Below are 14,434 nucleotides of genomic sequence, written 5' to 3'. Positions count from 1 at the left end.
GATGATGCTCGAGATAAAAGATATTTCCTTCACTTACATTGATACTCCCGTTATTGAAAATGTTAGTTTTACTATTGCCAAAGGTCAAAACACCGCTATTATTGGCGAAAGTGGTTGCGGTAAAAGTACTTTGCTAAAACTCATATACGGATTATATGATTTGGATAACGGAGAAATAACCTATAATGAAAAACCCATTTTGGGTCCCAAATACAATCTTGTCCCAGGAGAAGATTACATTAAATATTTAGCACAGGATTTCGATTTGATGCCTTACATAACTGTTGAAGAAAATGTGGGCAAGTTCTTGTCGAATATGTATCCTGATGAGAATAAAGCCCGTGTTCAAGAGTTATTAGAAATGGTAGAAATGACTGCTTTCGCAAAAGTAAAAGCGAAATTCCTAAGTGGTGGACAGCAACAACGAGTGGCCTTGGCAAGAGTTTTGGCTTTGGAGCCGGAAATTATTTTGCTCGACGAACCTTTCAGCCAAATTGATTCTTTTAGAAAGAATTCTTTGCGTCGCAATTTATTCCGCTACTTAAAAGACAAAGGCGTTACCTGTATTATTGCCACGCATGACAGTACCGATGCTTTGTCTTTCTCAGATGAAACAATTGTGGTTCAAAACGGAAAAGTAGTGGCAAAAGGAGACTCAAAAACCTTGTATGAAAACCCCGCTAATAAATACATTGCATCTCTTTTTGGGGAAGTAAATGAGTTAAAATTGTCTCAATTAATAGCTCTTGAGGATGACGAAGACGCAGTACTTTTGTTGTATCCGCATCAATTAAAAGTGGTGGACAACGCAATTATGAAAGCAGTTGTGAAACAATGTTATTTTAAAGGGAGCCATTATTTGGTTAAAGCAGCTTTTGAAAGAAGAGCTATTTTCTTTGAACATGATTCCCCATTAGAATTCAATCAGGAAGTATACTTGATGTTATCTTAAGAATAGAAAAACCCCGAAATCATATTGATTTCGGGGTTTTGTTTTTTATGTGAAGTTTGAATTAATTCTTCAAATATTTTTCTAAGAACTGATCTTGTTCCCAAAGCAAATGCAAAATATTCTCTTTGGCTGCATAACCATGACTTTCTTTTGGAAGGATCACCATTCTTGCCGGAGCTCCTAAACCTTTCAAAGCCTGAAAATAACGTTCGGTTTGCAAGGTGAACGTCCCCGGATTATTATCGGCTTCACCGTGTACTAAAAGCATTGGTGTTTTCATTTTGTCAGCATTCATGAATGGCGACATCGTGTTATAAACCTCAGGAGTTTCCCAGTAGTTGCGTTGCTCACTTTGGAAACCAAAAGGAGTTAACGTTCTGTTGTACGCACCACTTCTGGCGATTCCACATGCAAAAAGATTAGAATGGGTCAATAAATTAGCCGTCATAAAAGCGCCGTATGAATGTCCTCCAACCGCTACTTTTTTTCTGTTGATGTATCCCAAAGCATCTACCGCATTAATCGCCGCTTCTGCATTGTCTACTAATTGCGTCATGAAATTATCATTTGGTTCCGTTTTTCCTTCCCCTATTATAGGAAAAGCAGCATCATCAAGAACTACATACCCTTTGGTTACCCAATATACGAAGGATCCATAATTAGGAAATGTAAATTCGTTCGGGTTTTGTGTGCTTTGCCCCGCTGAATTTTTGTCTTTGTATTCTGCTGGATAAGCCCAAATCAATAATGGCATTTTCTCTTTTTTTACCTTATCATACCCTACCGGTAAATATAACGTTCCAGATAATTCAACACCATCTTTACGTTTGTATTTAATCACTTCTTTGCTCACGTTTTTGATGCTTTCAAAAGGATTTTTGAATGCTGTGATTGGTGTCAGTTTGTTTTTTTGTTTGATGTTTCTAAGGTAATAATTTGGATACTCATTTTTAGACTGGATTTGTACTAACACAGTTCCTTTCTTGAAGTCTTCAATCTCCAATAAATCCTCTTTTTTATCCGTGTAAGCTGAGGTATACAGACGATTTGATTGTAATGTTTTCAAATTATACTCCGCAATAAAAGGAAATTGCCCGTTTTTAGTAAATCCGTCCCCAATAAGAAATGCATTGTCATTTTCGATAGCCAAAACATATCTGTTGTATTGGTTTTTTCTGGTTTCAAAATTCCCTGGATCCGAATAAACATCTTGAGAGTTTCTGTCGAAAATTACTTTTGGAGCCTGACTTGGATTTGATGGATTGATTAAATAGGTTTTGGTATTACGCGTGTCATACCATTCATCTGAAACAACGGCAACGTTTTCATTCCCCCAAATCATTCGGCTGTAGCGTTGCGGCGTTTTTACCAATGGAGTGGCTGCTGCGTCAAATGGTGCGTTCCAAAGAAAAACTTCGTCTCTGAATTCCACTTTATTTGCCGGGTCTCCAGCGTCTAAAGCTTCAGCGTAAACTAATGTTGCCGGTTTGTCCGCTCTCCAGCTCATGTTTCTTTTTCCTTTACGAACCGCCATGAAGCCTTTAGGAATAATTTCGGTTAGCGGTACTTCATTCACAACTTTTACTTCGTTTCCAGCTTTGTCGTACACTACTGATTTTGACGGAAAACGGTTCAACGGAACGATGTATGAAAATGGTTTTTGAATGGTAGTCAGCATGATATAATTTCCATCAGGAGAGAAACTTTCTCCGGCATACATACCTGCATTTTTGAATAAAGTTGCCGTTCCGTTCAGGTTTATTTTATACAATTCAGACGTGATAATGTTCTCAAAATTGATTTCATCATTCTTGTTTTTCAACATGTCCGGATAGGTTCTGTTTTGAGATTTAGCACCATCGGCATTCGAAATTATTGGGCCGGTTGGTAAATCTTTTTTGGCATCCAGAAGTGCTGCTCTGTTTTTTGGCAACATTTTCACCAAAATAGTCTCGTTATCATTCATCCAACTGAATGGATTACCAAGATTAGCGTTTACAGTAGCCTCTGTTAATCTGGTGGCTTTTGCCGAAGCTACATCGATAAACCAAAGTTCAACCCCAGAAGCAGTAGTATGTGAAAACAAGATTTTTGTATCATTTGGTGACCAAGAGATATTACTGACACGAGGATTTGTTGGTAAACCTGCAACCTGTACCTCCTCTTTTTCTTTTATTTTACGTAATTTAAGATTGTTAATGTACGTAACAGTACTCGAAATATTAGTGATTGGATTAATTCTCAATCCTCCTAAACGCAATTCGTCTTGGTTTAAATCGTCCAGTGATTTATACGTATTTCTATACGTAAGTAGCATGTATTCTTTTTTGGTATCCATTGATACTGAAGGTGCTCTTTCATAATCAGCCAAATCAGCGATCGATTTGGAAGGTTTTTGATAGGTTAAATTTTCTTGGGCAAAAGTGGTTAAACTCAAGCCCAGAAACAGGAAAAACGGAATCTTTAATTTCATAGTTTGAATGATTTTAAATTATTTAGTATTCTGAATTATTGGTCTAAAATAATTCAATGTTGTTACATTTGGAAGCAAATATTTCTTTTTAACGTTTATGCCTAGCCCAGATAAAAGTGAAAATCCTTTTCTTGTATCGTTTTTTAACGATACAAGAGAAGATTGTAGCGGATAGCTGGAAAAAGCTCCTAAAAAACAGATATAAATGATAAGTTGCCAAAAAAAGAGTAATTTGTGGACTCATATTTTTAAGTATGTTTAAATTTGCAACTTTATTTTAATAAAATAACATTAATATGTATCATTCAAAAATAGCAGGATTGGGTTATTATGTTCCCGAAAACGTAGTCACTAATGACGATTTATCAAAAATCATTGACACCAATGACGAATGGATTCAGGAGCGAACAGGAATTCAGGAAAGACGACACATCATAAGAGGGGAAGATACAACGACTTCTATGGGCGTGAAAGCTGCCAAAATTGCGATAGAACGTTCTGGAGTTGCAAAAGAGGATATTGATTTTGTGGTTTTTGCCACATTGAGTCCGGATTATTATTTTCCTGGCCCAGGAGTTTTAGTACAACGAGATTTGGGTTTAAGAACCGTTGGCGCATTAGATGTAAGAAATCAATGTTCCGGATTTATTTACGCGTTGTCGGTTGCGGATCAATATATCAAGACCGGAATGTATAAAAACATATTGGTTATTGGATCTGAGGTACATTCTACAGGATTGGATATGACCACTCGTGGACGTAGCGTTTCGGTAATTTTTGGAGATGGGGCAGGCGCGGCTGTTTTGAGCAGAGAAGAAGATTTGACCAAAGGTATTTTATCCACACATTTACACTCCGAAGGGCAACATGCGGAGGAATTAATTGTAAAAGCTCCAGGAATGGGAGGCCGTTGGGTAACTGATATTTTGGCAGACAATAATCCGGATGACGAAAGTTATTTCCCGTATATGAATGGACAATTTGTATTTAAAAATGCCGTGGTTCGTTTCAGTGAGGTAATTAATGAAGGACTACAAGCGAATAATTTGCAGGTTTCGGATATTGATATGTTGATACCACATCAGGCTAATTTGAGAATCTCTCAGTTTATTCAAAAGAAATTCAATTTGACGGATGACCAGGTCTATAATAATATTCAAAAATACGGAAATACAACTGCAGCCTCTATTCCGATTGCTTTAACCGAAGCATGGGAAAAAGGAAAAATAAAATCAGGAGACACTGTTGTATTAGCAGCATTTGGTAGTGGATTCACTTGGGGAAGCGCTATTATTAAATGGTAATTATACTTGTTTAGGCAGCCGATTTGTCTACCGTTTTATATAAGAAACCCTGGAGTTGAATTACTCCGGGGTTTTGTTTTTGTTGTCTAATTCTTAATGAAATAAAAGGATACTTAAATGGATTTACTTTTGAAGGAATACTAAAACTTTAAATCTAATTTCTTTGAATTATTTGTTTTAAATTAGAGCGTTATGTAACCTTTTTAGGCGTTATTGATGCTATTTTTGTCGAATTTGGACTTTTTTATGATTAGGAATATCTTTGATTAGATCCTGTAATTGTGTGGTTTTATCTATTTATTAGCATAAAAAAAATGATTCATTTAAAAAAATATTTACTAAAACGATTTTGTAATTATTTTTATATATATTTGTCAAGTAAACATTAAATTTTTCTTAAAGTTAGTTTTCTGATGAAAAAAATCACCATTAAAGACATTGCTATAGAGTCCGGAGTTTCAATCTCTACGGTATCTTTTGTCCTTAATGGGAAAGGTGAGAAAATGGGAATCAGCAAGGCAGTTATTAAAAAAGTGCAAGATATAGCTGAGAAGTTGCATTACAAACCTAATATGATTGCGAGCAGTCTTCGAACAGGAAAAACCAGATCTATTGGGCTTATTGTTGAAGATATTTCGAATCAGTTCTTTTCTGATCTAGCCAGAGTAATAGAGGATGAAGCTAAGAAGTTAGGATATAGAGTTTTTTATTGTAGTACAGGTGATGATAATGAAAGATCAGCTGAATTAATTCAAAGTTTGCTTCAGGCAAATGTGGATGGTTTTATCATAACTCCAACCGAAAAATTAGAAAAAAGTATTGATCATCTTATGAATTTAAAAAAACCTGTGGTATTAATTGACAGGTATTTTCCAAATCAAAATGTTAGTCATGTTGTTATGGATAATTATAATGGAGCTTATGTCGCAACAGAATTTTTCATAAAAAAAGGATGTAAAAATATTGCTGTGGTTAATACTACTTCAGAAATGATTCAGATGAAATTGCGAGAGAAAGGATACTCTGATGCCATTAAAGAGGCGGGTCTATATGATGAATCCCTTACACTTCATTTGGATTATCGCAGTGATGAAGAAAGTAAAATTGACGCTATTATTGACTTTTTCAAAAAGAAACCGGGTATAGATGCAGTACTCTTTTTAGCGAATTATATGGGATTAGCCGGATTACAAGCTTTTAAGAGAATGGGTTTAAGGATTCCTGAGGATATTTCGATCATTAGTTATGACGACCATTATAGTTTTAAATTGCATTCTCCCTCTATTTCAGTTATTGAACAACCAATTGACGGTATTGCAGTAAAAGCAGTTCAATTACTGATGGATCAAATGACAAATGAAAATGATCTTGCGGTAGAAAAAGTACTTGAAAAAGGAAAACTGATTATTAGAGAATCTGTATAACATAAAATAGGATTAATCATTTTAAAAATTATAAAATGAAGAATCTGTTTTTTTTATTAATTTACTAAATCGATTTAGGTAATCTAGCCGCTGTTAATTGATAATTAAGAATTAAACAAAGATAATATTGAATTAATAAGTATGTTTTAGTCATTATATCTTTCGGTCTTTGTAAAAGCTAAAAAATTAACAAAATTATCGATTAGATTTAACTCTTCAGTCGAATGTGTAAAATAGAATTATTTCTAAAAGAGTAAAATTTGCTTTGGACCTAGACTCTGAAATAGTTTATAATATTAGGATGAGCAGCTGCTAAATTAATGCTTTTATTAATTCCTGAATCGATGTCCTTAATGGACGAAGATTTATAGCTGGAAAAAGGAAAGCTGATAATTAGAGAATCTGTATAATATAAAATAGGATTAATCATTTTAAAAAATTATAAAATGAAGAATCTGTTTTTTTTATCAATTTACTAAATCGATTTAGTGAATTGTTTTAATTAGAAATTGTGTGATGCTTTTTTGATCATACATTGAAATTGAGTTCTTATTTTTTTATTAATATTTTAAATCAAAACCAAAACCAAAAAACAAACAAATGCTTATGAAACAAATTTTAGCAGTGTTAGGATTGGTGATGCTCAGCTGCTTTGGCGCTGTTGCACAAAACCGATCGATAACAGGCGTAGTCGCAGATGCAGAAAACAAGGGTATTGTTTCTGCTACCGTAAAGGTAAAAGGGAAAACCATCAGTACAATAACAGATTCCGAAGGAAACTTTGCGGTCATGGTTCCTTCAGGTAAAGTAACACTGACAGTATCATCTATCGGGTTTACTTCAAAATCAGTAGATGTTACTGAAAGTGAAAATAATATTACTGTTGTGTTAGCCGAAAATACACAAGAGTTAGGGGAAGTTGTTGTAACAGCATTAGGGATTAAAAAGCAAAAAAAATCATTAGGTTATGCTGTTCAGGAAATAAAAGGAAGTAGTCTGGTAGAAGCCAGAGAACCCAATTTAGCTAATGCGCTTACCGGAAAAGTAGCGGGTTTGCAAGTGGTGCGTTCCAGTGCCGGTCCTGGGGGATCTTCAAAACTGGTTTTGAGAGGTTTTAACTCTTTAACGGGTGATAATCAGCCGCTTATTGTTGTGGATGGAGTGCCTATGGACAATTTCACAGGTGCCTCTAATAATGATTATTGGAATCCAAGTATTGATATGGGGAATGGTATTTCGGATTTAAATTCGGAAGATATTGAAAGCCTTTCGGTATTAAAAGGACCTTCGGCAGCAGCTCTTTATGGATCAAGAGCGGGTAATGGAGTGATTTTGATTACTACCAAAACCGGTAAAAAGCAAAAAGGATTGGGAATTACTTTTACTTCATCTGTTGGGTTTGAAAGTATTTTTACCAGACCTAAACAGCAAAATGATTTTGGTCAAGGTTTGGATAATGTTTCCGATGCACGTTCTAATTCAAGTTGGGGGCCTAAAATTGCAGGACAAAATTTGGTAAATTGGAATGGGATAAGTGAGCCTTTGGCTGCTTATGATAACGTGGGCAATTATTTTAGTGCAAGTGGTATTACTAAAAATAACAGTGTTTCGTTTCAGCAATCCATTCAAAAAACATCCATTTATACCTCTGTCAACCGTATGGAAGATCTTAGTATGATTCCTGGTGCTAAATTGGGCAGAACCAACTTATTGGCTAGAGCGGTAACTAAATTTGGTGAGGGTGATCGTTGGACTGCAGATACTAAATTTCAATATACCAATGCAAAAGCAAACAATAGAACTGTAGGCGGGCCTAATGGTACCAATCCCTTTTATTTGTTGAACCTTTTTCCAAGATCAGTTGATATTACTCAATTTAAGGAAGGGGCTGATGCCAATGGTAATATGATTTGGTTTGGTGGCGGAAGCGGAATCAATCCGTATTGGGCTAATAAATATAACCTAAATGAAGATGTGAGAGATCGCTTTATGATGAATGCTTCGTTAAAATATGATATTACAAGTTGGTTGAATGCCGAAATTAAAGCAGGAGCTGATATGTATACCAATAATTCTAATGCAAGAACATACAGTGGTAGTCCTATGACTCCTACAGGTAGATACAGTATAGGAAAAAGCACCTTTACCGAAACGAATTACCAAGCTTTATTGATTGCCAAAAAGGATGACCTTTTTGGGAAATTTGGAGGAATGGCTACTCTTGGTGGTAACTTGATGGATCGTGAGTCATCTTCGATAGGTGCCAGTGCAGGTCAATTGGTAGTGCCTAATTTATTTGCAATAAATAATGCTGAAGGAAATCCAGGTGTTAGTGAAGGATTTAGCAAAAAATCAATCAATTCTGTTTTCGGATCGGCTCAGGTTAGTTATGATGGCTATTTGTACTTGGATGCCACTTTTAGAAATGACTGGTCTTCTGCACTGAGCAAGAAAAACCGTTCTTTCTTTTATCCGTCACTAAGTCTCTCGTATGTGTTTACAGATATGTTTGCAGCGATGAATACAGATTTGCCGAATTGGTTTAGCTATGGTAAATTAAGAGCCAGTTACGCGTCAGTAGGTAATGACCTTGATCCGTATCAATTGGAAAATGTTTATGGAATAGGGAAGGATCCAAATGGAAATACGACCGCTACAAGAGGGCGCGTTTTGTATGATGAAAATGTAGTAAGCGAGTTGATTAAATCAACTGAGTTTGGAGCTGAGTTGCGTTTCTTTAACAGTAGATTTGGTATTGATGTGTCGGTATACAAATCCAATGCGACCAATCAGTTGATAAACCTTCCGATGGATCCATTAAGTGGGTATAGCTCAAAGAAAATTAATGCAGGTAACATTCAAAACAAAGGAGTAGAATTAGTAGTTGATGGGAAAATATTGACTAATCCAAATTCATTATTGTGGAATGTTTCCGCGAATTTCTCTACCAACCAAAGCAAGATTTTAGAACTTTCAGAAGGAGTAACACGCTACGGTTTAGGAGGGTTTGATAACATTCAAGTTTTAGCCGAGGTTGGTAAATCTTATGGAGAAATCTACGGTAGTAAATTTTTAAGAGTTACTGATGCAACGAGTCCTTCATTCGGACAATTAGTAATCGGTGCCGACGGATTGCCACAAGCAGTTACTGGCCCAGCAGAAAGTTTAGGGAATCAACAAGCGAAGGCCATGCTTGGGTTTACCAACACCTTTGCCTATAAAGGATTCTCTTTGGCATTCTTGATTGATGCGAGATTTGGCGGTAAAATGTTCTCAGGAACTCTAGCCGACATGCAACAAAGCGGGACGGCTTCTCAAACAGTTGTAAATGGATTAAGAGATGATATTGTGGCAGATGGAGTTGTCGTGAACGGTACAGGTTATGTACAAAACACAAAAGCAGTTAGCCCTCAATTGTATTGGAGCAGAGTAGCCGGTTCCGGAAACTTAGGGATTACCGAGGCAAATATATATGATGCAAGCAACATTCGTCTTAGAAACGTTCAATTTAATTATGATTTTCCTGCTAAATTCCTAGCTAAAACAGCGATACAAAAAGCAAAAATTGGAGTTTCCTGCAATAACGTTTGGATGATTAAAAGTCACATGAATGGGCTTGATCCAGAATCGGTATTTGCGACGGGTACTAATGCGGTAGGTTTTGAAAACGGTGCAGCGCCAACGACTCGTACCTTTTTGATAAACCTTGCATTGAGCTTTTAATCAATTATAAAATTTATATCATGAAAAATATAGTAAAAAAATCAAGTTTAGCTCTGGCAATGATGACAATGCTAGGGTCTTGTGACAATTTCGACGAAATTAACACAAATCCTATTGCTGCAAATGCAGACCAGGTGCAAGTGGAATATTTCATAAATAGCTCTATAATTGGAGCGCAAATGAATCCGGATGTGGCCGAAAGATCTTTTGTGCTTTATTGGAAAACGGCAGGACATCAAATGTTAAGTACCGGTATATCGGGAGGTACTGATAATGATGGATGGTCAAGTGCTTATTACAATAGCTCTGCGGGTTGGTTAAACTCCATAAATACCGCCATTCAAGTTGCTGACGAACAAGAAGCCAAAGGACTTGTAAAGCCTTATTCCTCTAATCTAAAACAAGTAGCGCGTATTTGGAGAGCTTATTTGATGAGTGAACTTGCCGATAACTTTGGACCCATAGCCATTGAAGCATTTCAGGGTAAAAATCCTGAATTTGTGGATTTAAAAAGCGTTTACTATTTCTTGTTGGCAGAACTAAAAGATGCTTCTGAGAAATTAGATGTTGCAGTTGTGAATCCTGATATTTTAAAGAAAGAAGACCCTGCTTTTCAATACAATTACGTAAAGTGGAGAAAGTATGCTAATTCGATGCGTCTTCGTTTGGCAATGCGTTTGTCTGAAGTAGATCCGGCTAAAGCCAAATCTGAATTTGAAGCTGCTGCAAGCGGTAATTTATTGACAGATGCCTCAGATAATTTTCAAGTACAAGAAAAACCAGGTTGGGATGATTTGACTGGGGTGATGAGTCGTGAATGGAATGCACAGATCATTTCTGTAACATTAAATAATCTTTACATCGGTTTGGGTGGAGTGAAATCAACGGATCAGTTGGCTACCTCTTTTCATGCCAGTGTTAAACCGGCAGATTATATAGGATTGAAATTTGCGAATCATTTTACAATGAAAACGAACGAACCAGCAGCGGGTTATTGGCTGGATGGCTTGCCAAATATGATAGATCCTCGTGCTTATAAAACATTTAGTATTCCAGGGGACTTTAATAATCCTAATTTTTCTACATACCCTTCATGGGATAATAGCGCAAAGACTACATCGAGAAATTTAAAAAATACAAGTGGTGGGGTGGTCAAAACAATTGATGCAACAAATACCTGGAATGCTTTTGCTGTGGGTAATTGGGGTGCTATGGCGAGTACAAATGAAGTAAGATCTTTTAATGGTACTATGCCAGGTTTGTCTCAAGCATTTAGAGCATCTAAGAGCCAACGTATCTTTTTTGCTTCATGGGAAACATACTTTTTATTAGCTGAAGCAGCTGTTAAAGGTTGGACAGTTCCAATGAGCGGTAAAGCGGCTTATGAAGAGGGTGTCAAAGCGAATTTTGCCTATTGGGGAGTTTCTTCTCATTTAAATGCTTATTTGACTTCTGAAGAGTATAATAGAGCAGGTACTTCTGTAAGTTGGAGGCATACTGCGGAACCAGCTGCTAGCCATGCTATGGCTTATGTAGACGGTTATACGAACGTACCTGGGGTGGCTACGATTTTATATCCTAAAAATGATTTGTATAAAAATGGTGCAGTGAAAAATGATTTACTGACAAAAATCATAACCCAAAAATTCATTGCGCAAACTCCTTGGTTGCCATTGGAAGGATGGAATGATCATAGAAGATTAGGTTTGCCTTTCTTTGAGAACCCGGCAGTAGAACAGCCTTTAGTTAATTTACCTGCTTTAACAAGCGCTAATTTTATGAGCAATCAGGTTGGTTTCTTTCCGCAACGATTGAGATATACTTCAGGTTTAAGAAATTCAAACCCAAAAGGATATGAGCAAGCGGTAGGGTTTTTAGGTGGTGCTGATGGTGTATTTACTCCGCTTTGGTGGGCTAAACACTAATCATTTATATTAAAATGTTTAAACCGAGTTGGGTAGGTTTTCCTCCTGACTCGGTTTTATTATTTTATCAGTTTGATATTTCTAATAAAAAAAGGAAGCGTAAAAATTTGATGTTATTTAGGGATTTAGTTTCTTGTCTTTATCACCTTTTTTTTCGCAACTGACAAAGTATTTTACTTTGCTGTCTGCTGAAAAAAATGGAGTTACTTCCAATAATCTCTTAAATGATCTACCGAATAGAATTATTTGCGAATTTTTTCACAATAGGAACAAAACTGCTTTAGGTAATTTTAATAATGATAAATTATATATTTTTATACTTTTGAAATACTTAACTCAATAAATGGTATATAATAAAGGTGTTGCCAAAGGATAAAACACTTTTGTCCAATAGAAATTTACACATTAATAATGATTTTAATACTTCCTCACAATGAAATGTAAAAAAGCCTTTTTTTGGTTTGTAACCCTTTGTTTTTCGAACTTGTTCTTTGTGGCGAATGCTCAAAATAGTTCAGTAGTTCTAAAAAAAGGCTGGGAATTTCGTCAGGAGAAAACTGCAAAATGGAATGCCGCTACAGTTCCCGGAGAAGTACATACCGATTTGCTGAACAACAAATTAATACCAGATCCGTACTATCGTGACAATGAGAAAAAACTGCAATGGATAGAAAAAAAAAACTGGGAGTATAAAACTTCTTTCCTGATAACTCCAGCAATGTTAAAGAAAAAAAATACGGAACTTGTTTTTGACGGGCTCGATACCTATGCAACCGTTTATTTGAATGGGAAATTAGTATTAAAGGCGAATAACATGTTCCGCCAATGGCGTGTTGATGTGAAAAAGTATTTGCATCCCGGTACGAATAAATTAGTGGTTGTCTTTCTATCGGCGCAAAATGTAGTTGATTTACTAGCCAAGAAAGATTTGCCTTTTGTAATTCCGGATAATCCTCGCGTATATGTACGCAAAGCCCAATATCATTTTGGATGGGATTGGGGACCTAAATTTACCACTTGTGGAATTTGGAAAGAAGTACGATTAGAATCCTATGATGAAAAAGAGGCAGAGAAACCTTTTGTTCCAAGCCGAAAGATAGAATTAGTACAACAACCGGACAGCCTTGGAAAATCATTTTATTTTAAAATTGATGACAAAGCGGTCTATATGAAAGGGGCTAATTATATTCCTTCGGATGCTTTCCTTTCGAGAGTGACCAAAAAAGAATATGAAAAGATTATTTTGTCGGCTAAAGATGCCAATATGAACATGCTTCGTGTTTGGGGTGGAGGGATTTATGAAGACGATTGTTTTTATGATTTATGTGATAAATACGGAATCAATGTATGGCAGGATTTTATGTTTGCCGGAACAATGGTGCCTGGAGATAAAGCCTTTTTTGACAATGTCAGAGAGGAGGTGAAATATCAGGTAAAGCGTTTGCGTCATCACAAAAGCATTGTTTTATGGTGCGGAAATAACGAAAGCGACGAAGCCTTTAAAAATTGGGGATGGCAAAAATCCATGAATATGTCTAAACAAGACTCGACTCGTTTATGGAAAGATTACGTTCGTTTGTTTCAGGACAGTATTCCAAAATGGGTGAAAGAAGTTGATCCAAGCCGACCATATATCAGCAGCTCTCCATTATTTGGTTGGGGAAGAGAGAAAAGTTATACAGAAGGCGACAGCCACTACTGGGGAACTTGGTGGGGACTAGCAGATATTGAAAACGTGCAAAACAAAACAGGTCGTTTTGTGAGTGAATACGGGATGCAAGCCATGCCTAATTATTCATCTATAGAAAAATTTACTTTGCCTGAAGACCGTCATTTATTTTCAGATGTATTAAAAGCGCATCAGAAAGCCGGGAATGGTTTTATGAAGTTGAATTCGTATTTGGATCGTTATTTTATCGATTCGACCAAAGTGAAAAAGATGAATGTAGAAGATTATACTTATCTCACCCAGTGTTTGCAATATTATTCGTTAAAAAACATTGTTGGGATTCATCGTTCAAAGGCTCCTTATAATATGGGGACTTTGGTTTGGCAGCTTAATGATTGCTGGCCAACAGCCAGCTGGAGTATCACCGATTACAACAATCGTCAACCCAAAGCAGCTTGGTACGCCATAAGAGAAGCGTATCGTGATGATAAAGTTGCCGAGATTGACCTCAAGCGTCCTAAAGATTTACCTTTAGAAGATCCGCAGATCAGTTGGAAAATAATAGGGAATGAAATAATCATCAAAGCCACGAAACCTGCGAAATATGTATATGTTGACATTAAAGATTATACAGGAAAATTGAGTGATAATTACATGGATTTAGAAGCCGGAAAAGAAATGCGAATTTCGTTTGAAGGTAAAATAATAAAGCCTGTTATAAAAGTTACTTCCTTGTATGACGTGCTTAACAGATACAAATAAAAGGAATGAAATTTTTGGTAACTAATTATTTTTAGTCGCCATTTAAATGTTGTTTAGTCTAGACAAACCTACAAGGTTTTATAAACCTTGCAGGACAGCTAATCCTGCAAGGTATTCAAGAGCTTACAGGTATAAATAAGGTCAAGACAAACCTACAAGGTTTTGTAAACCTTGTAAGACAGCCAATCCTGCAAGGTCTCTA

At 36.2% G+C, this 14,434-nt stretch carries 7 protein-coding genes; 6 read left to right on the top strand and 1 reads right to left on the bottom strand.

The annotated features are described in order from the left end of the window. The first annotated feature begins 4 nt into the window (after window positions 1-4). Window positions 5-952, top strand: a complete 948-nt coding sequence (locus tag E0H99_RS07640) for an ABC transporter ATP-binding protein (RefSeq protein ID WP_131993319.1) — start codon at window positions 5-7, stop codon at window positions 950-952. A gap of 61 nt (window positions 953-1,013) precedes the next feature. On the opposite strand, the gene E0H99_RS07635 is transcribed toward E0H99_RS07640, so the two are convergent. After that, entirely contained in the window at window positions 1,014-3,425 is a 2,412-nt protein-coding gene (locus E0H99_RS07635; protein WP_131993316.1) for a prolyl oligopeptidase family serine peptidase, read from the bottom strand. Window positions 3,426-3,721: 296 nt separating this feature from the next. Here E0H99_RS07635 and E0H99_RS07630 point away from each other — a divergent pair, with 296 nt between their 5' ends. The 5 genes from E0H99_RS07630 (at window position 3,722) to E0H99_RS07610 (ending at window position 14,232) form a co-directional block, all read left to right on the top strand. Beyond that, complete coding sequence (locus tag E0H99_RS07630; RefSeq protein WP_131993313.1) at window positions 3,722-4,729, top strand: 3-oxoacyl-ACP synthase III family protein; 1,008 nt, start codon at window positions 3,722-3,724, stop codon at window positions 4,727-4,729. Between the two features lie 413 nt (window positions 4,730-5,142). Continuing rightward, window positions 5,143-6,153, top strand: a complete 1,011-nt coding sequence (locus tag E0H99_RS07625) for a LacI family DNA-binding transcriptional regulator (protein WP_131993310.1) — start codon at window positions 5,143-5,145, stop codon at window positions 6,151-6,153. A gap of 606 nt (window positions 6,154-6,759) precedes the next feature. After that, the gene (locus E0H99_RS07620) at window positions 6,760-9,876 is read left to right on the top strand and encodes a SusC/RagA family TonB-linked outer membrane protein (RefSeq protein WP_240723457.1); all 3,117 of its coding nucleotides are present in this window, start codon (window positions 6,760-6,762) and stop codon (window positions 9,874-9,876) included. 20 nt (window positions 9,877-9,896) lie between these two features. Next, complete coding sequence (locus E0H99_RS07615; RefSeq protein WP_131993304.1) at window positions 9,897-11,801, top strand: SusD/RagB family nutrient-binding outer membrane lipoprotein; 1,905 nt, start codon at window positions 9,897-9,899, stop codon at window positions 11,799-11,801. Window positions 11,802-12,234: 433 nt separating this feature from the next. After that, a complete protein-coding gene (locus E0H99_RS07610; RefSeq protein WP_131993301.1) occupies window positions 12,235-14,232 on the top strand; it encodes a beta-mannosidase in 1,998 nt (665 codons plus the stop codon). Window positions 14,233-14,434: the final 202 nt, after the last annotated feature.

It is taken from the genome of Flavobacterium sp. GT3P67 (assembly GCF_004349155.1).
Lineage (GTDB): Bacteria > Bacteroidota > Bacteroidia > Flavobacteriales > Flavobacteriaceae > Flavobacterium > Flavobacterium ranwuense.
The sequence above is the reverse complement of the archived record's forward strand: the minus strand, read 5'-3'. Positions and strand labels throughout refer to the sequence as shown.

Coding starts and splice junctions, on each gene's coding strand:
- E0H99_RS07640 (WP_131993319.1), top strand. CDS start 5: ATGCTCGAGATAAAAGATATTTCCTTCACTTACATTGATACTCCCGTT.
- E0H99_RS07635 (WP_131993316.1), bottom strand. CDS start 3,425: ATGAAATTAAAGATTCCGTTTTTCCTGTTTCTGGGCTTGAGTTTAACC.
- E0H99_RS07630 (WP_131993313.1), top strand. CDS start 3,722: ATGTATCATTCAAAAATAGCAGGATTGGGTTATTATGTTCCCGAAAAC.
- E0H99_RS07625 (WP_131993310.1), top strand. CDS start 5,143: ATGAAAAAAATCACCATTAAAGACATTGCTATAGAGTCCGGAGTTTCA.
- E0H99_RS07620 (WP_240723457.1), top strand. CDS start 6,760: ATGAAACAAATTTTAGCAGTGTTAGGATTGGTGATGCTCAGCTGCTTT.
- E0H99_RS07615 (WP_131993304.1), top strand. CDS start 9,897: ATGAAAAATATAGTAAAAAAATCAAGTTTAGCTCTGGCAATGATGACA.
- E0H99_RS07610 (WP_131993301.1), top strand. CDS start 12,235: ATGAAATGTAAAAAAGCCTTTTTTTGGTTTGTAACCCTTTGTTTTTCG.